Annotated in this window: 22 protein-coding genes; 14 read left to right on the top strand and 8 right to left on the bottom strand. The window is 38.7% G+C overall.

What is annotated here, in order from left to right; all coding sequences use genetic code 11:
* Nucleotide 1 precedes the first annotated feature (1 nt).
* The 3 genes from QOL76_RS15725 to QOL76_RS15715 all read right to left on the bottom strand — a co-directional run bounded on the left by QOL76_RS15725 (nt 2) and on the right by QOL76_RS15715 (nt 3,240).
* Entirely contained in the window at nt 2-1,135 is a 1,134-nt protein-coding gene (locus QOL76_RS15725) for an efflux RND transporter periplasmic adaptor subunit (RefSeq protein WP_283413927.1), read from the bottom strand.
* Nucleotides 1,136-1,191: 56 nt separating this feature from the next.
* The gene (locus QOL76_RS15720; RefSeq protein WP_283413926.1) at nt 1,192-2,574 is read right to left on the bottom strand and encodes a TolC family protein; all 1,383 of its coding nucleotides are present in this window, start codon (nt 2,572-2,574) and stop codon (nt 1,192-1,194) included.
* Nucleotides 2,575-2,640: 66 nt separating this feature from the next.
* Nucleotides 2,641-3,240 carry a TetR/AcrR family transcriptional regulator gene (locus tag QOL76_RS15715; RefSeq protein ID WP_283413925.1) on the bottom strand — a complete coding sequence of 200 codons (600 nt, stop codon included), beginning with the start codon at nt 3,238-3,240 and terminating at the stop codon, nt 2,641-2,643.
* 583 nt (nt 3,241-3,823) lie between these two features.
* On the opposite strand from QOL76_RS15715, the gene purL reads away from it, so the two are divergent.
* The 4 genes from purL (at nt 3,824) to QOL76_RS15695 (ending at nt 10,982) form a co-directional block, all read left to right on the top strand.
* Nucleotides 3,824-7,507 (top strand): phosphoribosylformylglycinamidine synthase, encoded by a 3,684-nt coding sequence (gene purL, locus QOL76_RS15710; protein WP_283413924.1) that lies wholly within the window; start codon nt 3,824-3,826, stop codon nt 7,505-7,507.
* Between the two features lie 408 nt (nt 7,508-7,915).
* Nucleotides 7,916-9,064 carry a putative phage abortive infection protein gene (locus QOL76_RS15705; protein WP_283413923.1) on the top strand — a complete coding sequence of 383 codons (1,149 nt, stop codon included), beginning with the start codon at nt 7,916-7,918 and terminating at the stop codon, nt 9,062-9,064.
* Nucleotides 9,065-9,206: 142 nt separating this feature from the next.
* Nucleotides 9,207-10,235: a GTP pyrophosphokinase gene (locus QOL76_RS15700; protein ID WP_283413922.1), complete on the top strand. Its 1,029-nt coding sequence runs from the start codon at nt 9,207-9,209 to the stop codon at nt 10,233-10,235.
* A gap of 180 nt (nt 10,236-10,415) precedes the next feature.
* Nucleotides 10,416-10,982: a hypothetical protein gene (locus tag QOL76_RS15695; RefSeq protein WP_283413921.1), complete on the top strand. Its 567-nt coding sequence runs from the start codon at nt 10,416-10,418 to the stop codon at nt 10,980-10,982.
* A gap of 183 nt (nt 10,983-11,165) precedes the next feature.
* Here QOL76_RS15695 and QOL76_RS15690 read toward each other — a convergent pair whose 3' ends face one another.
* The 4 genes from QOL76_RS15690 to QOL76_RS15675 form a co-directional block, all read right to left on the bottom strand.
* Nucleotides 11,166-11,384 carry a hypothetical protein gene (locus QOL76_RS15690; protein WP_283413920.1) on the bottom strand — a complete coding sequence of 73 codons (219 nt, stop codon included), beginning with the start codon at nt 11,382-11,384 and terminating at the stop codon, nt 11,166-11,168.
* A 121-nt stretch (nt 11,385-11,505) separates the two neighbouring features.
* Nucleotides 11,506-12,345 (bottom strand): hypothetical protein, encoded by an 840-nt coding sequence (locus QOL76_RS15685; RefSeq protein ID WP_283413919.1) that lies wholly within the window; start codon nt 12,343-12,345, stop codon nt 11,506-11,508.
* 375 nt (nt 12,346-12,720) lie between these two features.
* Complete coding sequence (locus QOL76_RS15680; protein WP_283413918.1) at nt 12,721-13,209, bottom strand: DUF4468 domain-containing protein; 489 nt, start codon at nt 13,207-13,209, stop codon at nt 12,721-12,723.
* Between the two features lie 226 nt (nt 13,210-13,435).
* Entirely contained in the window at nt 13,436-13,843 is a 408-nt protein-coding gene (locus tag QOL76_RS15675) for an XRE family transcriptional regulator (RefSeq protein WP_283413917.1), read from the bottom strand.
* 698 nt (nt 13,844-14,541) lie between these two features.
* Between QOL76_RS15675 and QOL76_RS15670 the strand changes: the two genes are divergently transcribed.
* From QOL76_RS15670 to QOL76_RS15625, 10 genes are all read left to right on the top strand, one after another.
* Nucleotides 14,542-15,216 carry a hypothetical protein gene (locus QOL76_RS15670; protein WP_283413916.1) on the top strand — a complete coding sequence of 225 codons (675 nt, stop codon included), beginning with the start codon at nt 14,542-14,544 and terminating at the stop codon, nt 15,214-15,216.
* A 269-nt stretch (nt 15,217-15,485) separates the two neighbouring features.
* Entirely contained in the window at nt 15,486-16,154 is a 669-nt protein-coding gene (locus QOL76_RS15665) for a DUF6266 family protein (RefSeq protein ID WP_283413915.1), read from the top strand.
* A 159-nt stretch (nt 16,155-16,313) separates the two neighbouring features.
* Nucleotides 16,314-16,895: a Crp/Fnr family transcriptional regulator gene (locus QOL76_RS15660; protein ID WP_283413914.1), complete on the top strand. Its 582-nt coding sequence runs from the start codon at nt 16,314-16,316 to the stop codon at nt 16,893-16,895.
* Between the two features lie 56 nt (nt 16,896-16,951).
* The gene (locus tag QOL76_RS15655; RefSeq protein ID WP_283413913.1) at nt 16,952-17,290 is read left to right on the top strand and encodes a hypothetical protein; all 339 of its coding nucleotides are present in this window, start codon (nt 16,952-16,954) and stop codon (nt 17,288-17,290) included.
* Between the two features lie 119 nt (nt 17,291-17,409).
* The gene (locus tag QOL76_RS15650) at nt 17,410-17,988 is read left to right on the top strand and encodes an NAD(P)H-dependent oxidoreductase (protein WP_283413912.1); all 579 of its coding nucleotides are present in this window, start codon (nt 17,410-17,412) and stop codon (nt 17,986-17,988) included.
* A gap of 343 nt (nt 17,989-18,331) precedes the next feature.
* Nucleotides 18,332-18,685: a hypothetical protein gene (locus QOL76_RS15645; protein WP_283413911.1), complete on the top strand. Its 354-nt coding sequence runs from the start codon at nt 18,332-18,334 to the stop codon at nt 18,683-18,685.
* 414 nt (nt 18,686-19,099) lie between these two features.
* Entirely contained in the window at nt 19,100-19,618 is a 519-nt protein-coding gene (locus tag QOL76_RS15640; RefSeq protein WP_283413910.1) for a Crp/Fnr family transcriptional regulator, read from the top strand.
* Nucleotides 19,619-19,693: 75 nt separating this feature from the next.
* Complete coding sequence (locus tag QOL76_RS15635) at nt 19,694-20,098, top strand: DoxX family protein (RefSeq protein WP_283413909.1); 405 nt, start codon at nt 19,694-19,696, stop codon at nt 20,096-20,098.
* Between the two features lie 26 nt (nt 20,099-20,124).
* A complete protein-coding gene (locus QOL76_RS15630; RefSeq protein WP_283413908.1) occupies nt 20,125-20,994 on the top strand; it encodes an SDR family oxidoreductase in 870 nt (289 codons plus the stop codon).
* Nucleotides 20,995-21,596: 602 nt separating this feature from the next.
* Complete coding sequence (locus tag QOL76_RS15625) at nt 21,597-22,430, top strand: sugar phosphate isomerase/epimerase family protein (RefSeq protein ID WP_283413907.1); 834 nt, start codon at nt 21,597-21,599, stop codon at nt 22,428-22,430.
* A gap of 272 nt (nt 22,431-22,702) precedes the next feature.
* Here the strand turns inward: QOL76_RS15625 and QOL76_RS15620 are convergent, their stop codons facing one another.
* Nucleotides 22,703-23,161 carry a COG2426 family protein gene (locus QOL76_RS15620; RefSeq protein WP_283413906.1) on the bottom strand — a complete coding sequence of 153 codons (459 nt, stop codon included), beginning with the start codon at nt 23,159-23,161 and terminating at the stop codon, nt 22,703-22,705.
* Between the last annotated feature and the right edge of the window lie 116 nt (nt 23,162-23,277).

Here is a 23,277-nt window from a genome sequence, read left to right as displayed (position 1 = left end):
TTTACAACTGAGCTATATTCACATTGAAATTATCTCCTACTTCTCTGAAGCCTTTATCTACAAGCACTTCATTGCCTTCTAAACCTGCTAGGATTTCAGTATCCTTATCAAAAGTCTTTCCTCGCTCCACATATTTTTTCTTCGCAATCCCTTCTTCTACTACAAAGATGTAATCACCCTTATTGTCACTCAGAATCAAATAACTTGGTACAGTCACTGCGTTATTATTTTCATAATCCTGGATTTTCAAAACAGAAATCATATTTGGCTTCACCATCGGCATATTCGGGAGATAAACCTCCACTTTGAATGTTCTGTTATTTGGGTTGATGATCGCACCTACAGCAGACACCTTGGTCTGAATATCTTTATTGATCGATGGAAAGTTCACATCCACTGAGTCTCCTTTAGCCAAAACTCCCACATAGGACTCAGAAATATCTGCCTCAATAAATAAATCACTTTCACCTACAAATTGAAACATCGGAGCACCAGGCTGAACCAATTCTCCCAACCTCACTTGAACAGTTTCTATAGTACCAGAGAAAGGCGCACGAATTACCGACTTAGACAATTCAGTTTTCAAAGAAGCCAAGTTTCTCTCGAGTCCTTCTTTCCTGTTTTTAGCTTCCAAGTACTGAACTTCAGTTCCGATCTGCTGCTTCCACAGTCGATCTTGCTTTTCAAACAGCGTGGTAGCAAGGTCTAAGGTATTCTCCAACTCATCGATTGATCTCTGAATGGATTCTGAGTCGATTCTTGCCAAGACTTCGCCTTTCGCCACTCTCATCCCTTCCATCGCCGGTACTTCCAGAATTCTACCGGAGGTCTCTGCACTGATGCTTACGTTCTTTTTGGAAAGCACCGATCCGGTAACTTCTACGTAATGCTCAAATCTTCCCTTCTTAGCCTGAGCTGTAGTGATCAGAATCGATTTATGATTTGCTTTCGCAAACTCAGGATCAAGCTGAATTAACTCCGCTTCCAACTCCTTAATTTGATTGGTAATTTCGTTTGACTCCGTTTTAAGCTTTTCCAATTCAGCTTTTTTAGCCTCTACTCCATCTTCAGAAGCACAGGAAATGCCAACCAAAGCAAGTGCGATCAAGGGTAAAAATTTATATGTTGCGTTCATGATATAGTGATATTGTCGTGATTGAATGATTCTCTTGCTAGAAAGAGAAGGTCGGTTTAGTCAATGATACCTTCTTTTAAAATCCCCAGCGCCTTTTCCAAGTCAACTTTGGAAATTAGGCCATCGTAAAGAGCACCGAGGTAATTGATTTCTGATTCTATTAATGCCGCATCAGCTTCTACTACTTCTAAGTTGGAGCCTACACCTTCATTATATTTGATTTTGGAAATATCGTAGACTTCTTGAGCTAGTGCCATACTTTCTTTTTGCACAGCCAATACTTCCAAATCATTCGCTAGATTTTGCTTTGCTTGATAAATCTCTAATTGAATATTCTGTCCCAAATAGAATCTTTGGTTTTCTAGCTGCTGCAGTTGAATTCTATTACGCTGAATTCTAGCGCTTTTAGATAATCCGTCAAAAATCGGAATGTTCATCGACACCCCAATCATCGAAGAACTGAACCAATTTATCGATTTGAAAAGTGTATTGAATGAATCTCCTGCACCTGATCTATTGAAATTAGCACTGAGATCCAGCGTCGGCATGTATTGAGATGTATTATACTTAAGATCCAGTTGGGCCAATTCTAGGTTGGTTTCCAACTGATCCATTTCCACTCGGTGCATTCCTTCCATAGTTTGAAGAGCGGCTATGTCTTCTTCAGGATTAAGCTCAGCTAAGGTTTCAGTGATAACGATGTCGTAATTTTTCGGAAGCCCAAGCTGGATTTTCAAAAGTTGCTTAGAAATATCATAGGCAGTGATGCTTCGCTTTAATTGGGAAAAGGTATTGTTTCGTTGAACCTGAATCCTGGAAACGTCAACTTTTTCTGTGAATCCAGCTTGATTCAGGGCTTTTGTTTCTTCCAGAAGTGAATCAATTCTAGTTAGATTCGCCTGCGAAAGCTTAATTCGTTCTGCATTGACCAAAACCCCGAAGTATGCTTTTTTCACATTTTCAATGACATCGTTCTCCACCTTTACCTTGTCAAATTCAGTCAATGCTTTGTAGGTTTTTGCAGCTCTTAAGCCAACGAAAAAAGACCCATCAAATATCATTTGAGTCAAATTAACTCCTGCATTTGCTGAATAGTTTACTCCAAATCGTGCAGGTATTACATCAGAAGGATTGGTAGGATCACCGAAAGGTGGCTCATTTGGCAGGAATACCACCTGCACCAATGGGTTATAATTTATCCCTACAGTTCCGTTTATCTGGGGTAATCCAGCCGCCGTCTCCTCCTTAATTGTAGTCTGAGACACCATCACTTCCAGCTTGGCATTCTTGGCATCTACATTATTCTCTAAAGCATATTGCAGCGTCTCCTTGAGGTTGAGCTGCAGTGTCTCCAAAGGCTGAACCTCTTGAGCATTTGCATCCAACTTGAAAATGCTAAAGGCTAGAATCGTTAGTAAATAAAGCTTTGATTTAAACATGATATAGTTCTAAAAGGGATCTGTACTCTATTTTATTAGGTGAATGAGCTGATTTTCGAAAGGGTATTAAACTGAATTCTGATGTTGCAAATATGATTGCCTGCCTTTTTCGGTAAAGATACCATGTAAAAAATGATCTAGCATCTCCACATGCAGAGATAATAAGCTATAATCATTTCTATTGTAATTGGTAGGGTTCATAGCAGCCGTAATTTGATCAACGCGCATATTTGCCAAGACTTTAGCGTTTATTTCAGGGCGAAAATAGCCAAGAGTCTTGCCTTTCTCTATCACATTGACGATATCTGTCACAATAACATTCTGTTTGAACTCATTAAACATTTCCCACACCTCAGGAAAATACTTTTGAATTTCGAGCAACACCATAGGGTTCAAGGTAGCAAGGCGCTCACGAACCATTCTGGAGGTAAACATTAAATGTTCAATCACCCCATCTTCTTGTTCCAAAATCTTGTTTAATGATTCTTGATCTTCCTTTAGTGCCAAAGAAAAAGTCTCCATCACTAGCTCCTTTTTATCTTTGAATTCTTGGTAGATTGTTTTCTTGGATATTCCAGCCAAGCGCGCAATATCCTCCATGGTAATGGCTCTTACACCATACTGGCTAAATTGCTCACTTGCTATTTCTAAAATCTTCTCTCTCATTTACTTTAATCAACTTGTAATCCGGGCGCAAAACTACGGAAACTTTCATCTACTTGAAAGTTTCTGCCGTATCAAAAACGAACAATATTTGGCATTAATAAAAGTACTATTCAGAAAAGCGCGCGAAAGCGGACATATTCTCTGGATTTTGAAATTTTCAGTGGAGAGGAATTGGTAGCAAGACACCAGTATCAAGTAGCAAGACCTTAGACATAAGATTGGAGAAACAGGTAGCTTCAAGTCTTCAGATCTGTCCGATCTCAGACGGGCTTGGATCTTCTGTTATGAAGTCTTCTGACTTCGTATTTCAATTTCAAAACTTCGCAGCCTGAAGACTGCATGGTAATAGGCACGAGACTAACTATTCAAGATTCGCTCAACTCCTCGGAAATCCCGTAAATCGTATTTCATATTTCGTAAATCAAAACAGATTGCTTTCGCACTAACAAATCCTCTCTCCTCTCGAACTGAAAACTGAGACTGACCTCTGAAAACTGATCAGTATATTTTTCAATCTTTCAATTTTCAAATTTTTCAATCTACCTCTCAATTCCGTACCTTTGCATCTTACCAGCCAAAGGACATGATTTTCTTCTTTGAATCCCCTCTAAAAACCGTTTACGCTGTACAATCTCCACAACCTTTCGCTCCAGAAGACCTAGAAAAGCTGACTTGGCTTTTCGGCGGAGCTACAGCCATCAACACACCATCACTTTCCGGAAAATACTCAGGACCTCGCAAGGAAATGATTACTCCATGGTCAACTAACGCCGTGGAAATCACTGCAAACATGGGAATTCCAGGCGTAATTCGTATCGAGGAGTTTTTCCCGATGAATGAAGGTGACCAGATCGACCCTATGCTACAAAAAGCATACGAGGGAATAGATCAGGAAATCTTTGATATTCACCTGCAGCCGGAAGCGATCGTAGAAATCCACGATATCGCTGCATATAATAAAGAGCATGGCTTGGCACTCAGCCAGGTAGAAGTGGATTACCTGGACAATGTTTCCAAGCAATTGGAGCGTCCACTGACGGATTCTGAGGTTTTCGGATTTTCCCAAGTGAACTCGGAGCATTGCCGACACAAGATTTTCAACGGTACGTTTATCATAGATGGAGTGGAAAAGCCACAGACGCTTTTCCAACTCATCAAAGAAACTTCCAAAGCGCATCCTAACCGTATCGCTTCTGCCTACAAGGACAATGTGGCCTTTGTAGCCGGACCAAAAGCACAGCAATTCGCACCGAAAACAGCGCATCAAGCGGACTTCTTCGAAACCCGTGACATCGATACGGTGATTTCCCTGAAAGCTGAAACACACAACTTCCCAACTACCGTGGAGCCATTTAACGGTGCTGCCACTGGAGCTGGGGGAGAAATCAGAGATCGTATGGCTGGCGGAACTGCCTCTATTCCTTTGGCAGGAACGGCAGTTTATATGACTTCTTATCCTCGTTCCGAGAAGGGAAGATCTTGGGAAAGCAAGCTTGCTGAGCGTCCTTGGTTGTACCAAACGCCTATGGATATTCTGATCAAAGCTTCCAACGGAGCTTCTGATTTCGGAAACAAATTCGGTCAACCGCTGATCTCCGGATCTCTTTTGACTTTCGAGCATGAGGAAGACGGCAAGCACCACGGTTTTGATAAGGTAATCATGCTGGCTGGTGGCGTGGGCTTCACCAATGCCAAGTACACTAAAAAAGATGCGCCAAAAGCCGGTGATCAGATTGTGATCATGGGCGGCGACAACTATAGAATCGGAATGGGCGGTTCGGCTGTTTCTTCCCTGAACACCGGAGAACTTTCCAACGCAATCGAGCTAAATGCAATTCAGCGATCCAATCCTGAAATGCAAAAGCGTGTTTCCAATGTGATTCGCGCCATGGCTGAGAGCGAAGACAACCCAATCATTTCCATCCACGATCACGGAGCTGGTGGACATTTGAACTGCCTTTCTGAATTGGTGGAAGATGCCGGAGGAACAATCCACATCGACCAATTACCGGTGGGTGACCCTACCCTTTCCGCTAAGGAAATCATCGGAAACGAATCCCAAGAACGTATGGGATTGGTGATTGGCAAAAAGGATGTAGATACCTTACATCAGATTTCTGACCGTGAGCGTGCGCCATTCTATATAGTTGGCGAGACAACTGGAGATATGCATTTCAAATTCGAAAATGGCAAAACTGGAGAGAAGCCAGTGGACTGGAACCTGAGCTACATGTTCGGTTCTTCCCCTAAAACCATTTTGGAAGACGATACGACCAACTCAACTTTTGCGGAAGCAAGTTATGAAGCTGACCTGATCCAAGCCTATGTACGCGAAGTACTCCAGCTGGAAGCGGTAGCATGTAAGGATTGGTTGACAAATAAAGTAGATAGATCCGTGACAGGTCGTGTGGCTACACAGCAGACCGTCGGTGAGATCCAACTTCCACTGAATGACGTGGCTGTGATGGCTTTGGACTTCACGGGAAACAAAGGAATCGCAACTTCCATCGGTCATGCGCCAGTGGCAGCTTTGGCAGATCCTGAAGCAGGTAGCCGATTAGCGATCGCTGAGGCGATGACCAACTTGATTTTTGCACATATTCAGGACGGCTTGCAGGGGATTTCCCTTTCTGCCAACTGGATGTGGCCAGCCAAAAACAAAGGTGAAAACGATAGATTGTATAGAGCGGTTGAAGCCGTATCTAAGTTTGCCATTGATCTGGGCGTGAACATTCCTACAGGAAAGGATTCCCTTTCCATGACTCAGAAATATCCTGACGGAAAAACGGTTTACTCCCCGGGAACAGTGATTATCTCCTCCGTGGGTGAATGCTCTGATGTACAGAAAACCGTGAAAACTGCCTTGAAACCTATCAAAGGGAGCAGAATCCTATACATAGATTTCTCCAAGGACGACTTCAAACTTGCGGGTTCCAGTTTCTATCAGGCCTTAAATAAAGTCGGAACTGAAACTCCGGACGTCAAAAACCCTAGATATTTCGCGAAGGCATTTACCGCAGTTCAGGATCTGATCGATCAGACTTGGATCCTGGCAGGACACGACATTTCTTCAGGTGGATTGGTAACAGCCCTGTTGGAAATGTGCTTCCCGGTGCAAAATATTGGGTTGAAAGTAAAACTGAATCGCCTTCATGAGGCTGACATGGTGAAAGCGCTATTTGCCGAGAATCCAGGAATCCTGATTCAGGTAGCCGATGACCATGCAGTGGAAACCTTGTTGGTGGAAGCTGACATTGATTATGTGGAGCTGGCAAAAGTGACTGATTCTGGAAACATTGAGTTTGCAGGAAAAGACCTGACGCTTGATATCGCTGAGCTTCGTGATGTATGGTTCAGATCTTCTTACTTATTAGACAGAAAGCAAAGCGGAGAGCAACTAGCGAAAGACCGCTTTGACAATTATAAAAATCAACCGCTTGCATTTGAGTTTGCAGAAGGATGGAAAGGCAGTTTCGCAACTGCTGGACTAGATCCTTTCCGCACTACCAAAGGCAAGGCGAAAGCAGCTATCATCCGTGAAAAAGGTGTGAATGGCGATCGTGAGATGGCTTACTCCCTTTGGTTGGCTGGCTTCGAAGTGAAAGACATTCACATGACCGATCTGATCGCAGGTCGTGAAAACCTGGAAGACGTACAGATGATCGTCTTTGTGGGTGGATTCTCCAACTCCGATGTACTGGGATCGGCCAAAGGCTGGGCAGGTGCCTTCCTATACAATCCTAAGGCTAAGCAGGCGCTGGACAACTTCTATGCAAGACCTGACACCTTGAGTTTGGGCGTATGTAACGGTTGCCAACTGATGGTAGAACTTGGCCTGGTCACTCCTGATCATACCGACAAACCGAAGATGCTGCACAATGCATCCCATAAGTTTGAATCTACTTTCGTGAACGTAACCATCCCGCAAAACGAATCTGTGATGCTAGGCTCACTTAGCGGACAGAGACTAGGCGTATGGGTAGCACACGGAGAAGGCAAGTTTGCACTTCCTCAATCCGCAAGCGACTACAACTTCGCGATGAAGTACAGCTACGAGGCCTACCCAGGCAATCCAAACGGTTCCGATCACGCTACTGCAGGTATCGCTTCCGCAGACGGTCGTCACCTGGCGATTATGCCTCACATAGAGCGAAGCCTGAAGCCTTGGAACTGGGCTCACTATCCTGCTGATAGAAAGGATGACTTTACACCATGGATGGAGGCTTTTGTGAATGCACGCCTTTGGGTTGAAAATCACACTTCTTAAACTTCGATATTCATCATTCGACGTTCAGCATTCGATATTATTCTGATTGGAAAATTGAAAGATTTGAAGATTGAAAAATTCAGAACCTCAAACAACAAAATATCCCTTAGAGCAATCTGAGGGATATTTTTTGGTATAGGAATAAGTGTATCTTGGACTAGGTTTTTAGAAAGAAGTGAGGGATTACAGGAATTTTGGTTGGGAGATAATGGAAACTGAAAAATAGTGCAGCACTACAAACATGTGACGGTAAACACTTCGCCACATCTTTGCAACACACCTTGTGAAAAACTGGACAGACCAAAGGATTTAACCAAATCATCCAGCCCATTGGACAAATTAGATACATGAAAAATAGCTGCAATTACGAATTTAATGACGTGAGCGAAAATTATTAAACCAACAATTTTGAATAAAAAAAGAAGCACTGCAAGTTTGAGAATTACTTTTTCAATATTCTTAACAGCTCTTGGAGCTATCATATTTATACTTTTCATAGGAGAACTTGCATACGAAGGTTGGATAAATTTTTATACCATCAATTCCGAAAGAGCTGGACAGACAGGCGATTTCATTGGAGGAATAGTTGGTAGCATTTTCACTATTGTTGGAATTGTTCTTCTCTATGAAACTCTTTCACTACAAAGGCAAGAATTTATTGCAAGTCGTAAAGTTTTTCAAACCCAACAATTCGAAAATAAATACTTCTCACTAATTCAACTTTATAATAACATCGTAAATTCATTTCATTTAGAAATCAACAATCACTCATATAAGGGTAAAGAGTTCTTTGCTAAGAAGAAACAAATAATTCTGAGTACATTCATCCCGGCAAATTCCTATTTTAAAGATCAAAAACAAGCAATTGCTTTATATAGTAATTTTTACATAGCTGAGAGAGAAATATTAGGACAATATTTCAGAACTCTTTATCGAATATTTGAACTTATAGAAACAACTATTGAAGACACTGAAGAAAAATTGAGTTACATAAAAATCATTCGCGGTCAATTATCCGAAAGCGAACTGTTTTTTTTAAAATACAATGCTTGGACGACATTTGGAGAAAAATTCAGACCCTATATCATCAACCACAATTTAGTAAAGCATCTTCCAATCCTTGAAAGGATGGAATTCAATCAATTTAAAAAGCAATTAAATAGTGAAGAAAAATCATCGGCTGTGAGCTTAGTATTTGAAGAAATAAACATTTTTCTAAAAACAAAAAATACGGATTACTACAAAACATACTTAAAAGGAATGTTTGCCTTTAAAATTACGCGAGCTAGAGAAAAAGTAGATATCGAAATTTTCCGAACCAACACGGCGACCTTTTCAAATTTTTTACAAGAGGGTTATGGACTAAACAACCTTTCAAATAAAGATATTGAAAAATTGCTTAAATATTGGTTTTTAGAATTTTTCTATTCTCGACACTATATTGAAAACAAAAATCCAAATTTAAAATTCAAAGTTGATATTCAAACAATCAGTCCTACAAAATTTAAAATCATTTGTAACATTTATTCTAGTGATGGATTCGAACTAGCTATCTAGAATTAGAAATTTTGAACTTCTTTAACATGGATTTTGGTCCTAAGATTAATATTTTTAACTCAACGAAAATCATCAGCTCGCCAAGTAGCTAAGCTCACGTAATTAGAGACCGCTACTTTCAATTGCTCAAACTCATTATAGAATGAAAAAAAAATCAGCCACAATTTTAAAAGATTATGATAGTGAAAAATTCTTGCTGGAAGAGTTTGGGGAAGTTATTCATACACTAACTAAATCTCTAATAGGAAAGGAGCTTAATCCCCATCAAATTAATTTTAGAGTTAAAAACAAAGACAGTCTATCTAACAAGCTATTAAGAAAGAGCAATAAGTATACTTCCATAAAGGATATCACAGACATAGTTGGCCTTAGGATTATCACTTATTTCGAAGATGACATAGATAAAGTTGCAGAAATATTAAAAAAAGAATTTGAGATTGACTATCCTAACTCAGTAGATAAACGTCAAGTTGAAGCAGATAAATTTGGATACAGAAGCCTACATTATGTAGCATCACTAAATAAAGAACGTTTAGCACTAACGGAATACAAGAAATTTAAAACATTAAAATTCGAGGTTCAAATTCGAAGTATTCTCCAACATTCTTGGGCAGAAATTGAACACGATCTAGGATACAAAGGAGAGAGTGAAATTCCAGAATCCGCAAAGAGGACATTTTACAGAGTAGCTGCACTTTTAGAACAAGCCGATATTGAATTTTCAAAACTAAGAAAGGAAATTTCCGAGCATGAGTTATTAATTAAACAACAAATTACTACTCCTTCTTCTACTATAAAGATTGACAAATCGGCTATTATAGCCTTTATTAAAGAAAGTAAAACATTAATTAGCATTGAGCATTTATTTGAAAGCGTTATTTGCAAAAGAGGAACTAGTTCAGATTCATCTGTTGTACCGGACGCTGTATTACCTTATCTTCAAAAGATGAAAATAGTATCTGTAAAACAATTAGATGACTTATTGGCAGAAAATAAGGATGAATTAATTAACTATGCAAATAAAGAATTCCAATCCAGAGCGGATCCAAAGCCTAAAACATTCATTCCTGGTGCCGCCTTATATTGGTTAATGAGTATGTTAGACGATAGAACAATTCCTTCGAACAAAGGCACTGCAAATAAGAAACCTCAAATCCAAAAACCAAAATAATTATTAGTCTTCAGCATTTTGTTGAAGTGAAAACAATTGTTGCCTCTACTGGTTTTTCGTAGTGCTTTAACTAGATCTAGGAGTGAGTTTGTAAATATGCTTTCAGATTCTGACAAATTTGAAATTGCTTTAATAATATCAGATACTTGAAGCTGTCAAATTGAATTACTAATTTTCAGAATGGAAGACTCACTATCACTTGGGGTGCAAAACGCAGAAACTTCAATTGCATTCATTAACTTTTTGGCAATCATTATCTCAGTTATTGGATTGCTGATATCTGGAGGTGTATTTCTTATGCACTTTCGTAGGGACAGGAGAGAATCTCAGGCATTAGAAAGAGCAAACAGACTTGATATTGGCGCATTTGTTCTAGTTGCGAAGTACTATGAGTATAAAGGTCATGACCAATTCACTGGTGAATTTCAAGAAGAATATAAACTTGAAATTCCATATCAAATCCATAATAAAAGCAATTTTCCAATAATAATAGAAACAGTATTTACAGTTTTTAAAAACCCAGAAAGTGGAAAACACATAAAGACTTTCGAACAAGATTTCTCCAGAGGTCAAATTGTTATTCAATCGTTAAGTTCGAAAAATTTTAAATTGAACATTCCTATGGCAGATGAAAATAGAATAAAAGAAGTCATGGATATGTCCATCAATCTACGAATAATGATTAGAGGAAGTGTCAATCCTTTTTCATTTGCACCTCAAAAATTGGAAATAGAATTTGATCATTAAAATAATCGTAATGTAAAATCAACCTCCCCCTCTCGGCGTAGTTTGATCGCTCGTGGCACTGGGTGTAGTTTGCCTGCCCTACAAGCTGCCCCATGGCTAAAAACATTCACAGGATGTTTTTTACGCCTTGTCCTACCCAAATAACTTTTTGATAGCAATTTCATTCGTTACCAATAATCAACCTCAATCAAACCTTTCAATCCCGAGTAACTTGCCCGCCGTGGCGGGATTCCTGGCGCTCGAATACAAATAATCTTCCGGCTTTTCTACAATTCCAGATCTTACAGGATTATCGTGAATATACTTCATTCGACTTTCTATGATTCTCGGACGATGAAGTTCGATCGCATGATTATCATGCGTCCAAAACTGTAAGTCACCAGACCTCTTGTTGAATTTCATATGATAATCAAAAACTATTTATAGCCATTCCCGCCAACTTTTCTGGAGAGAGTGGATAGAATCAAAGTAAATATTACATACTGAGTCAAAAATCAATAAATGAATTGTTTGAGAATTCAGTTTATTTTAAGATTCTCTTAATTTCCTTATATGATTGATTTTCCGCTTGAAGTTGAAGCAGTACGAAATTTAACAAAGCTATCATATCAGAACATTTTTCCATTGATTCTTCATCGGTCATTGAATGAATAGCTGTAGAAGAAATATCCCAAAGTTTCGAAATAGGATTATTACCAAGGGAAGCCATTGTTTCAGGAATTAAGGAGTTTGCAAATTCATAAACTTTCTTTTTTTCAATTCCCTTATGTTGATTTTCAATTTCTTCTAACACTTCAGATTGTTCTTTAGTAATTACATTTTTCAAAACTAATAACACCTCTTCCTCTACAATTCTGCGCAAATAAACCATGCATCCAATTCCATATGCATTGCCATAGAGATTCATAGCTTTTTGATACAATTTCCGGCCTTCTTTTGATAATACTTTCAGTACATCAGGGTTTAATTTGTTGTTAAAGGGTGGGTATTGACCAGTTTTCAAAGCAAAAATTTTATGTTCAGGCTTATTAATAGATTTATCAGAAAATACTCGCAAGCTTAATGTAATATATTCAAACCTACACTTTTGACATGGAGCTTTAAAATATTCTTGAAATTCAAAGAAGCCATCATTATCAATCAAATCCATTAAATATCCTGTTTCGGGATGTTTTTCTACCGAAATTCTGAAACGTAGTTCAGAAACCAACTTATGAGTAGTTTCAATATCACATCTCTTACAAAAACAATTAAAACCTAATTCGTGAAGTCCACTAGGGAAAAAGATTAATTCTTCTTTATCTAGTTCAGCTTTTTGATAAAGTGGGAATCTTTCTAAAACTTCTACAATGAGGTTTGGCATAACGTGGCTTTTAAGCAATATATTAAAATTTTCATCTAACCTCGCCTACTCTTATAGTAATTCTAATCGTACCAACGATCAATATGCTCACCCCGTCTGGTTGTAGTTGAATTGTTTTCTAAGGCTAGTTTGCCTGCCCCATTATCTTCACCGATAAAAAATAAGCGTTGAGCAGCATGTATAAAACCTCTTAAAATTAGAATTTACAAAATTATCAATGGCGCCTAGTGAACTGGAGCCATCAATCTTATCCTTGAGAACTCTAACGACTATTATGTACTAACCAAATCGCAGGAGTCCTACCATTCTATTTCCCTTCCAAGTTCTCTAACTGAATTCCAAATAAATAAAGAAAACACTTTTATTAGTTAAACTTTACCAATCAGTAGTGGATGCTCCTAACATTCTGCTTTTGAAATCGTCAATAAGTTTATTCGCATCTTCTTCAAACATTGCAGTAGTATAACCTAGTTCAGTCCCCATACTCTTCTGCGAATAAAACTGGCCATTTGGCGGATCAACTTCTATTCTACATCCTTTCTCTTTTACTCTTAATGTAATAATAGAATACAATGCATCTCTTGAAGCAACGTAAGGACTAGTGCTAACATACCCAGGTCTTACAATGTATTTTCCCTTAATTGTACCTGATTCCTTGTCTGTAAATTGAATGACACTTTCAGCATTATTAAAAGTTTCAACCATCCATTCATTTGCTAATACATAATTTCGCTCTTTATCATGGTCATTCTCAAATGTGGCTATTTTTGGTGGTGGAGTCTCTTGAAGTGACCTAGATCCTACGCATGACACAAATAGAATTGATGCAAGGAAATAAATACTTGACAGTTTTATCTTTTTCATAATGGGTAAACTAAAGTTTAAAAATTAACTGATTAATGTAAATATAATTTTTTACCTAGAGATCACAATTTTTTTAAAAAAATCAGTTATTTATATCCCCACTGATCGAAGACTAAGCGTTGAAGCCACTAGACGTTGCTTTCAACTACGCCTTCCTACCCTTCAGAATTTGTAATTCTCTCTATATAAAAGCTCTTTTTTGAATTAATTAGGTTCAATGAGGTTCCTATTTCTCAATCATCTTTTTCAATAACTCCACCTTTTCCCGCTCGGATTCCAAGAGGCGTTCATAAAGCTTTTTATTTTCTTCAATTACCTCAAAAACCTTATCCAATGCATTAAAGGTGCAATTGGAAGCATGGATAGCACCATTATTGGCACTTTGATCATTAAAATAGTTGAAGAAATTAATCACATTTTCATCAGAAAAATTCTTAATCGCTTCCGCCGGAACCTTTAAAATCTCAGCCACCTGACGCAAGAGCTCCTCCTCCACTTCTTCCTTTTGCTCCAGCAGGCTGATTTTCTTCTGGGACCAGTCAGGCCCGAGTTCGAAGGCCAGCGATTCCTGTTTGATGCCCATCATCTCACGAAAACGCTTGATATTCCTGCCGTGGTGAATTTTTTCGTTCATAGTCTGAAGTATTAGAAAGGGAAATTAAGAAAATCTCCCCAAAGTGTTTAGACTAATTTATTCCTTAGTGATGAGATCAGCAAGGAAATGGAGGTATAGCCTGATAAAACGAGACAAAAGGTGTCGGGAAATGTAATAAAGAATTGACATTCATCATATCATGATCCCAACGGGATCGAACCATGAATAACCACGGGTGAAACCCGTGGCTATGAGGGCAAATGTATGATACCCCATGACCCCGAAGGTGGTCGAACTGCGCAGCTGTCCTGCTATCCAGCTCTGAGCTCATTTCATGAGATCTACCCAAAGTGTTTAGCTGACAAGGTTGTAGGACGAATGATTTATGGTTTGTGGTGTATTTTTTAATATCGGCCATGCCTATGGCATTTCATAAATCATGGGTTTATCATTTTACCAGCCATTGAAATGGCTGGCTACAGGATCGGTCATGCCTACGGCATTGATGCTAGAACGGAATCGGAAAGGAACTGATTTCACAATTACACTATCGTAGTCTCCCCTTTCTGAGTTTTAATTTTCTACCCATACGAAATACTCCTAATACCATGAATCATGAGAGACAACCCACCTGAATAAACTATTCCTTTTCCAGAATGGGATATTCCTTCATGGAATAGTTCACCCCGGTGAATCCTATGAATTTGGATGCATGTCTAATCCAAAAGTCAATCTCTATGAACTATGTCACCAATTACAACATCGGCAATGGAAGCAGAACTATCATTGCTTCTGAGGTCAACACTTATACTACAGTGCAGTTGTTTATTCCACAGCACCTATCTAAGGAAGAAGAACAAAACCCAATTCAGGTATTCTCTCAGTTCTTTGAGACGGAGTATCCATTACCTAAGGCTAAAATCGCAATAGAAGATATGGCTTTAAAAGTTGCCTATGATATCCCACCCCTGTCGTGGAACGTAAAAGAACAAAGTATCTATTTCATTATCCAATTTTCACGCCTTTTGGAGGCAGCTTATCTTATCCGAAATGAATCAAAAATATGCTGGAAGGTTGAAAAGATATCCAAAGAAAACATGGTCCCAAAAAAAGTGCTTAACAAAGGCAGGAACCTTGAAACTATCTTCCCTTATCTCCTAAATTCTCATGACCCACAAGACTGCAAAGATCCCTGCCTAAATTTGCAAGCCATTTTTTTTGACACCCCGATCCAAGAGCTTCTGGATACCTTTAGAACCTGGGGTAAATGTGTCTCAGCTAATTTAAAAGTTGATAAAACCCAACTTTGGAATTCACATTTAGATTTAAGAATTTTTACAATTATTCTCGAGTCCAGCCATCTGATCTATGTGCGGAGTCAAAATGGTAACGATCAGCTTCCTGCAGGGTAAACTAGCACTATTGACCCTCCACCCTTGCCTGTCATCTTCCCGGTATCAAGCCTATCCACATTTTACAAATCCAACCCTAATAAGGGATACATTTCAAATAATTAAACCATATCATGACCAATAGTAAACCAATCTATAAACAGTATAAGAACAATAATATATTGCTCTTACACTGTTTATTCTATGCTAAAACATAATTTTTTAAAAGATTTTTCTAGTGCTATTTCACACAAAAACCTATATTCATCTGTAAATCAAACAGTAAGCATATGGCAAGGATCACTAACTCCATACTAGAGGGGCTATCTGGAAGCGTGGGAGAATTGGTTTTCTACAAAGTGGGTGGGAAAACATATAGCCGCAGGAAACCCGGTAAACAAAGTAAAACTACCAAAGCGAAAACATCTGAAAGAAAGCGCAACTCCCAATCGGTCACTACCCAGACGCAAAAGTTCCTGAAGAATATCGCACATGTATTACGTTTTGGCTATCAGAACTTCGAAAATGGAGCTAGCAGACCGTATCATGCGGCAGTTTCTTATACCATGAAAAACTCCTTCAAATTCGAAGGCACTACTGCATCAAAAATGCTGGATATCAGTTTAGTGAAAGTCAGTCGGGGAAGCCTTCTAGGACCTCAAGATCCTAAAGTAGAACGGGTTCCTGAAGGAATAAAATTCACTTGGACAGATAATTCCTGGCAGGCAGCTGCAACCCCTTATGATAATGTGTTTGTCTTCCTGCTTTCATCTGAAGGAATTCAAAGCGGTTCAGAATGGGAGTTCCTCGGGAATACCAGAGATAAAGGAAGTCATGTTCTACCGGTTTCAAGTGTGTTAGACCATACAAAATGGCATGCCTGGATTGCCTTCAGCCAAGAGAACCCGTGGACGAAAAAGAAAGATTTATCGGATTCTGTTTATCTGGGAATTGTGTAATTTGAATAATAATCTTTTTTTAATAATTACTCCAATATCTTACGCTCACTCAACGAAGAAGAATCATTATGATAGGCCTAGTTAATAACTAATTTTTTGTATTTTATTAACTTTAGGAAGTGGCTGAAGCTCAAATTTTATCCAGTCACAAACCCAACTATGGAATTTGAAAAAACAATCACTCGAATTGGCGATTTTTATTCGCCACTTTCCTTAGCATGCCAGCATGATCTTATTGTCAATTCAAAAATCAGCACATTTAAAAAAGGTGAGATAGTCGTCCGGGAAGGGCAGTATTCTGAAAAAGCTTATTTGATTGTAGAAGGCTGTGCACGTGCATACTATTTAAAAGACGGAAAAGATATTTCTGATTGGTTTGCTTTTGAAAACCAATTTATGGCCTCCATAGTAAGTTTTTTTAGCTCAAAACCCAGCCCTCATTATGTTGAATTTTTAGAAGACTCGATAGTTCTCGAATTTTCAAAAGACACCTTTGAGCGCCTTTCCCACAAGTATCATGACTTTGAGCGCTTTGTCAGCAAGGTCGTGACCGAGACCATGCTAGGTCTATGCGAAAGGCTTTATACCATCCAATTCAACAAGGCAGAAGAACGCTATAAGCATTTGCTAAGTCTCCATCCTGATATCACCAACAGAATTCCACTTACCCATATTGCTTCCTATCTGGGGATCACACTTGAGACCTTGAGCAGAATAAGAAGCCCAAAAAATAGGACTTGATCTATATCAAATGAAAGCTCTGCCATTAAAATGACCTTTGGAAAAAGAATCAAAAAATGGAAGAAAACAACAAACTACCTACATCAATGTGGGGAAAATGGTGGGAGCCTATCCGAAAGTGGTTTTACCCAGGTTGGCTGATCTATGAAACATCACTTCGCTTTTATGCCTATGCAATTTCTGTATATCATTATTTTTTGGGAGATCAAGAAGATCTAGTCTTTTATATTGGGAAAATCGCTACTAGAGCCTTAGCGCTTTTTTGCAGTATTTTCACCTTCGCTGTTTGTACCGTTTTTTTAACAGTACCTGCTTGTTTCATGCTCTATCATTTTTTCAAAACAGAGAATTTGACAGGGACTTTTTATGAAGAAAAGCTGAAACCTATATTCTGATTGCCATGAAATCGAACCTGCCTGAGGCAGACAGGTATGAAGAAAGCGATTCATCATGGGATGATGATTATTCACCCTGCTAGATTCCACATGGCTTTAAACAATAACTTTATAAACACATGAAAAAGATTCTAATCATAAATGGTCATCCGGATGCGGAAAGCTTCAATTATGGATTATCCAAAGCCTATAAAATAGGTACGGAAAAGTTGAATGCTGAAATCAAGGAAATTAATATCAGAGATTTGGAATTCAACCCAAACCTACAATTTGGCTATAGAAAACGAACTGAACTGGAACCGGATTTATTGGATGCCCAAGAGAAATTAAAATGGGCTGAGCACTTCGTTTGGATTTATCCGGTTTGGTGGGGCTCTGTACCTGCAATGATGAAAGGTTTTTTGGACAGAGTATTACTTCCCGGATTTGCATTTAGCAAACGAGAAAATTCCTTATGGTGGGATAAGCATTTTACAGGCAAAACTGCAAGAATAATTTGCACCTTAGATCAGCCCGATTGGTATTACAAATTGGTCTATAGCAGCCCAAGTCATAATGCAATCAAAAAGGTGACACTGAATTACATCGGGGTAAAAAAGGTACACACAACAGCCATCGGCCCCATACGACTTTCCAAAGAAGAGTTCAGAGTAAAATGGCTGAGGAAAGTCGAAAAGCTCGGAGAAAAGGGATTATAAAGCTAAACATATGATTATTAATTCAGAGAAGTCATCTTAATAGAATTGAGCAAAATCCCCCATGGCACTGGGTGTAGTTTGCCCGCCCTGCAAACCGGCCCAAGGCTAAAATCATTCACACAATGATTTTTTAACGCCTTGTCCTACCCAAATATCTTTACCAATTTTTAATTGGTTTAACAGCACTACCAATAATCGCACGTCTGGGTGTAGTCCGATCTTTATCTAAAGGTAGTTTGTAACTACGCCTTCCTATCCTTATCAATTTGCAATTGATCTTTATATTTGGGAGAAATTGCAAGCTCTCCTTAATTAATATCACTATCTAATCTTTTCGAGTAGAATGTATCTAAATCAAGAAACTGAAGAAAGGAAGGAGAAGATTAAAAGGCGCGGAAGTAGAGTCATCATGATTACTTTTGTAGGGATCTTCATTCTTATCATGGTCCTGTTTATAACCGGAACTCAACTCCAACGCGATACGGAAATCAAAGGAAGAGTCCTTTTCAGTTTATATAATCACGGAGACTATTTAATCGTTTTGACGAACCAAATAATTTCGGCTCCAGCTATGGGAGATGAACTCCAAGGGAACTTTATTATAGGAGATGAACTTCAAAAAAACTCCGGCTCGGACACTTTAACTGTTAACTCAAAAAAACATATTTTGCTGAAATTTCAAAACATTGAAAATTGATTAACAATCCACTTTTTAGCACTGGTCTGAGTATAGTTTGTACCTCCGCCCAAATCATTATGCAGTAATAACATCAATAAATATTCCTACCTGGAAAAGAAACCTTATCAGGATCACGACTCTGGTCTTTCAGCTTTTTCATGTGTCATTGCAACACAAATCTTCAATCCAGAAATTGGACGATAAATAAAATCCTAGTAATTGGGACCCGGAATTCCTGGGATTAAAAACAAAAATAATTCTGGAACTACCCAAAGCCCGAAGATAATCATGGTCGAAATTCTTAATTTGGCTTTCGAAACAACCAAAAAGTCATTGGTCTATATGGGGATAATCGCAATAGGCCAATCGGATTTGGTGATAAGAAAATTGGCTTTCAAGCATAAGCCAACATTTTAAATCATATCATTATAAATGAAGCTATTTGACAATTTACAGACTAAAAAAATACCTAAAGGAACAATTCTCCTGTCCAAAGGAGATTCTTGCAGATCCGTTTATAAGGTAATTAAAGGTTGTTTAAAAAGCTATGTAATCGATAAATCAGGAAAAGAACACATTCTACACTTTGCCTCTGAGGACTGGATAATGACCGATATGGACAGTTTCATGAACCAAAAGCCATCCAATATATTCATAGATGCGATTGAAGACAGTGAGGTGGCATTTCTTACTTCCTCAACTTACAACGATATAAGTCAGTTGGATCATGGTGATTTGCTTGAACAAAATAAAAAACTAGTCAATAATTTAATTACAACCAATAAGCGCTTAATTAACTTATTAAGTGCCACCGCCGAAGAGCGGTATATGGATTTCATAGAAACCTACCCCACACTGATTCAAAGACTTCCACTTAAACTAATCGCTTCCTATCTAGGAATGACGCCCGAATATTTAAGCGATGTCAGGCGAAAATTAGCCCAAAAGTGATTTCTTAAGATACCTTAATTTTTATCTTTTTTATTGTACCCACCTTTGTTGTGTAAAAACAATTAAAAGATAAAAATGACAACAACAGCAAAATCAAAAGGGCTAACCATTGCTTTATGGGTAGCTCAAGGGTTAATTTCTCTAACCTTAATTTGGGCAGGTTTCACCAAATTATTTCAACCAATTGAACAAACCGCCGAAATGTTGCCTTGGGCACTTGATAATCCTGGGTTATTAAAATTCACGGGTATCATTGATTTACTTGGCGGCATAGGTATCGTTTTACCGGCGGCTTTAAGAATACAGCCAAAACTAACCGTTTTTGCAGCCTACGGAGTCATTGTATTAATGATAGCTGCCAGCATTTTTCATATATCCAGAGGCGAAGCATCACTTATCGGCATGAACATATTCTTCCTTGCACTTGCTGTTTTTGTAGCTTGGGGCAGAACGAAGAAAGCCGCTATCACTTCCAAATAAGACAGTTTAATCAAAACAAATTCATTATGGTTTTAATAACAGGCGCAACAGGAAATTACGGTAAATCAACCATCGATTTCTTACTTCAAAAAGGTTTCTCTTCCTCAAACATCGTTGCATTAGTAAGGAATGAAGAAAAGGCTTCCGGTTTAAAAGAAAAAGGAATTGCGGTCAGAGTCGGTGATTATGACAATTACACACAATTAGTTGAGGCTTTTGAAGGTATTGACAAATTACTTCTGATTTCAGGTTCTGACATGGTAAACCGTGACAAGCAACATCAAAACGCCGTGAACGCTGCGAAAGAGGCTGGTGTCAACCACATCATATACACGAGTTTTGAGCGTAAAAACGAAACTGAAACATCTCCTATCACTTTTGTTTCTGCCACTCATATTGCTACCGAAAATTGTTTAAAAAGTAGCGGATTAGACTATACAATTTTGAGAAACAGTTTGTATATGGATATGCTACCCATGTTTTTTGGTGATAAAGTAGTGGAATCAGGTATATTTTTACCAGCAGGAGACACCAAAGCTGCCTTTGCACTAAGAGTGGATATGGCAGAAGCTACCGCTAATATTTTAATGACCGAAGGGCACGAAAACAAAACCTACAATTTTAGCAACAGCGAAAATGTATCTATTCCGGAAATGGCTGGAATCATAAGTGAAGTCGTTGGAAAAGAGATCCCATACCACAGTCCGAGCCAAGAGGTCTATGTGGAAACCTTAACTAAAGCAAATGTTCCCTCAGAATATATAGGGATGTTTGCAGGATTTTCGGCAGCTATCAAACAAGGAGAATTCACAGTTGAAAATTCGGATTTAGAAAAAATCCTGGGAAGGAAACCTATCACAGCGAAGGAATTTTTGACCAAAGTGTATGCTTCCTAAAAAGGTCGAACAGTCAACCATAAAATATTATAACGGTTTGGGTATTAACTCAAACCGTTATTGTTTTAAACTAAGTACATTTTTTTTGTTCTGAACAGAACCATAGTCCACCTCAATCAAACCTTTCAATCCAGAGTTCCTGGCCGTGGCGGGATTCCTAACACTGGAATACAGGTAATCTTCTGGTTCCTTCTCTCTCACTGATATTTTTGAATGGTGCAGACTTGATATCGGCCATGCCTATGACATTTTGCCAACTATTTGATTTTTTTTACCAGCCATGGAAATGGCCGGCTAAAAGATCTGTCATGCCAAAAGGCATTAATTCCACAAAATATCATTTATCAGTCCCATCGGGACGGTTTCAACCTCTGGAAAAATTGATAGCACTATCATCTGGCAAAGTCCCAGTGGGACGGGCCATATCTATTCATCCAAAAGGACTGAGTGTAGATTGTAGTTATTCCCAACCTTTTTCACCTTCCACCCATTCGCACTCCCCCTAACCAAAACAAACGATTCCGTAGTATTGGCAAAACTCAAGACCGCTCTTTGCTATGCATTTACTAAATTGGCTGATAATAATTCCTAAAATAATTTACATGAAATCAACTCTATTAACCCTTTTACTCGCCTTCTCCCTGATAGTTTGCAAAGCACAGGACAGTAGGCCTGGACCACAGCTACCGCCTGAAACAGGCGAAACATTCAAAGTTGGGATTGCAGGCTACACCTTTGTGAAGTTTGATCTGGACAAGACACTCGAAACATTGAAAGCCTTGGATGTTCATTATCTCTGCATCAAGGATTTTCATTTGCCAATGACAAGCACAGATGATGAAATTGCTGCTTTTCATGAAAAACTGAAAGCCAATGATATCACAGGATATGCTGTTGGTCCGATCTACATGAAATCTGAGGCCGAAATCGATAAGGCCTTTGACTATGCAAAAAGAGTTGGGGTAAAACTGATCGTGGGCGTTCCCAATGTGGAGCTGCTTCCTTACGTTGATAAAAAGGTGAAGGAGTATGATTTCAAATTCGCCATTCATTTGCACGGGCCGGATATTAAAATCTATCAGGATGCCGACGATGTTTGGAACCACACCAAAGATCTAGATCCTAGAATTGGCATGTGTCTGGACATTGGCCACGACACAAGAAATGGAAAGGACCCAGTAGCCGATATGGAAAAATACCACACCCGCGTATTCGATATGCACATTAAAGATGTAACAGCCCCTACCAAAGATGGATATTCACTCGAAGTAGGACGTGGGGTCATCGACTTTCCTGCAATGGTAAGAATGATCAGAAAAGTTGGTTACACAGGCGTATGCAGTCTGGAGCATGAGAGGAATCAGAACAATCCATTTATGGGGATTGCCGAATCCATAGGGTATTTTCGGGGAGTGATTGAAACGACTAAAGAATAGATTTCGAAGTAATCTTAATAGCAAAAAGGCTGAATCCTAAGGGGTTCAGCCTTTTTTAATTGGGATTTCTCATCTTGCCAAAGGCGAACCAAGTAGAAGCCGAGAATGCAATTCTGGGTGAAAGAAAATGAGTCAACGAGCTCAGAGTGCCAAGGGCAGGATCTGTAGTATAAATTTACGCCCACTGAGGGTAGTTCAAAAAACCCTTCACCAAATGTAATCCACTAAAATTGCCGGCAACAAATACGGTTTCCTATGCTTACCAATTGAAATTATTTAAACCCTCCGATAGCTATAACAGTAGTCACCCACACAATAACACAGGAGATAAAAATACCTATGGTATTTGCCAAAAAAGCCTTTTTCTTATCCATCCCGAAAAGATAACCTGCGATAGTACCGGCATAGACTCCAGTGCCCGGAATTGGAAGCAAAACAAAAAACATAAGACCCCAAAACCCATATTTTTGGACATTTTTACCAGCACCCGCTTTTGCTCTACGCCCTACAAAAATTGCCGCCTTCTTGTAATGATACCATCGCAAGAAATAACGATTAACTACGTCCAAAAAAAATGACATAACAGGGAATACCAACACATTTGCAACAAAGCAAAGTGCAAAAGCTAAATAGATATTTATATCATTTAGTAACGCGTAAGGAATACCTAGTTTCGCCTCTCCAAATGGAGAAATGCTCCAAAGCATGGCGATAATTATTTCCAAGAACATGTAGTGGTGATTAGGTGCTGCAAAAATAATGATTTTCCTATCTGCTACCGCTTAGCAAGCAAGCAAATCATCGCAATGTTAAAACGACCTTTCTGTTAAAAGGATTCCATTTTTTC

Origin of the sequence: Algoriphagus winogradskyi, from assembly GCF_900182815.1 — a bacterium.
Taxonomy (GTDB): domain Bacteria; phylum Bacteroidota; class Bacteroidia; order Cytophagales; family Cyclobacteriaceae; genus Algoriphagus; species Algoriphagus winogradskyi.
Note: the sequence above shows the minus strand (reverse complement) of the source record. Positions and strands in the feature narration are given on the sequence as shown.

Coding starts and splice junctions, on each gene's coding strand:
- QOL76_RS15725 (WP_283413927.1), bottom strand. CDS start 1,135: ATGAACGCAACATATAAATTTTTACCCTTGATCGCACTTGCTTTGGTT.
- QOL76_RS15720 (WP_283413926.1), bottom strand. CDS start 2,574: ATGTTTAAATCAAAGCTTTATTTACTAACGATTCTAGCCTTTAGCATT.
- QOL76_RS15715 (WP_283413925.1), bottom strand. CDS start 3,240: ATGAGAGAGAAGATTTTAGAAATAGCAAGTGAGCAATTTAGCCAGTAT.
- purL (WP_283413924.1), top strand. CDS start 3,824: ATGATTTTCTTCTTTGAATCCCCTCTAAAAACCGTTTACGCTGTACAA.
- QOL76_RS15700 (WP_283413922.1), top strand. CDS start 9,207: ATGAAAAAAAAATCAGCCACAATTTTAAAAGATTATGATAGTGAAAAA.
- QOL76_RS15695 (WP_283413921.1), top strand. CDS start 10,416: ATGGAAGACTCACTATCACTTGGGGTGCAAAACGCAGAAACTTCAATT.
- QOL76_RS15690 (WP_283413920.1), bottom strand. CDS start 11,384: ATGAAATTCAACAAGAGGTCTGGTGACTTACAGTTTTGGACGCATGAT.
- QOL76_RS15685 (WP_283413919.1), bottom strand. CDS start 12,345: ATGCCAAACCTCATTGTAGAAGTTTTAGAAAGATTCCCACTTTATCAA.
- QOL76_RS15680 (WP_283413918.1), bottom strand. CDS start 13,209: ATGAAAAAGATAAAACTGTCAAGTATTTATTTCCTTGCATCAATTCTA.
- QOL76_RS15675 (WP_283413917.1), bottom strand. CDS start 13,843: ATGAACGAAAAAATTCACCACGGCAGGAATATCAAGCGTTTTCGTGAG.
- QOL76_RS15670 (WP_283413916.1), top strand. CDS start 14,542: ATGAACTATGTCACCAATTACAACATCGGCAATGGAAGCAGAACTATC.
- QOL76_RS15665 (WP_283413915.1), top strand. CDS start 15,486: ATGGCAAGGATCACTAACTCCATACTAGAGGGGCTATCTGGAAGCGTG.
- QOL76_RS15660 (WP_283413914.1), top strand. CDS start 16,314: ATGGAATTTGAAAAAACAATCACTCGAATTGGCGATTTTTATTCGCCA.
- QOL76_RS15655 (WP_283413913.1), top strand. CDS start 16,952: ATGGAAGAAAACAACAAACTACCTACATCAATGTGGGGAAAATGGTGG.
- QOL76_RS15650 (WP_283413912.1), top strand. CDS start 17,410: ATGAAAAAGATTCTAATCATAAATGGTCATCCGGATGCGGAAAGCTTC.
- QOL76_RS15645 (WP_283413911.1), top strand. CDS start 18,332: ATGTATCTAAATCAAGAAACTGAAGAAAGGAAGGAGAAGATTAAAAGG.
- QOL76_RS15640 (WP_283413910.1), top strand. CDS start 19,100: ATGAAGCTATTTGACAATTTACAGACTAAAAAAATACCTAAAGGAACA.
- QOL76_RS15635 (WP_283413909.1), top strand. CDS start 19,694: ATGACAACAACAGCAAAATCAAAAGGGCTAACCATTGCTTTATGGGTA.
- QOL76_RS15630 (WP_283413908.1), top strand. CDS start 20,125: ATGGTTTTAATAACAGGCGCAACAGGAAATTACGGTAAATCAACCATC.
- QOL76_RS15625 (WP_283413907.1), top strand. CDS start 21,597: ATGAAATCAACTCTATTAACCCTTTTACTCGCCTTCTCCCTGATAGTT.
- QOL76_RS15620 (WP_283413906.1), bottom strand. CDS start 23,161: ATGTTCTTGGAAATAATTATCGCCATGCTTTGGAGCATTTCTCCATTT.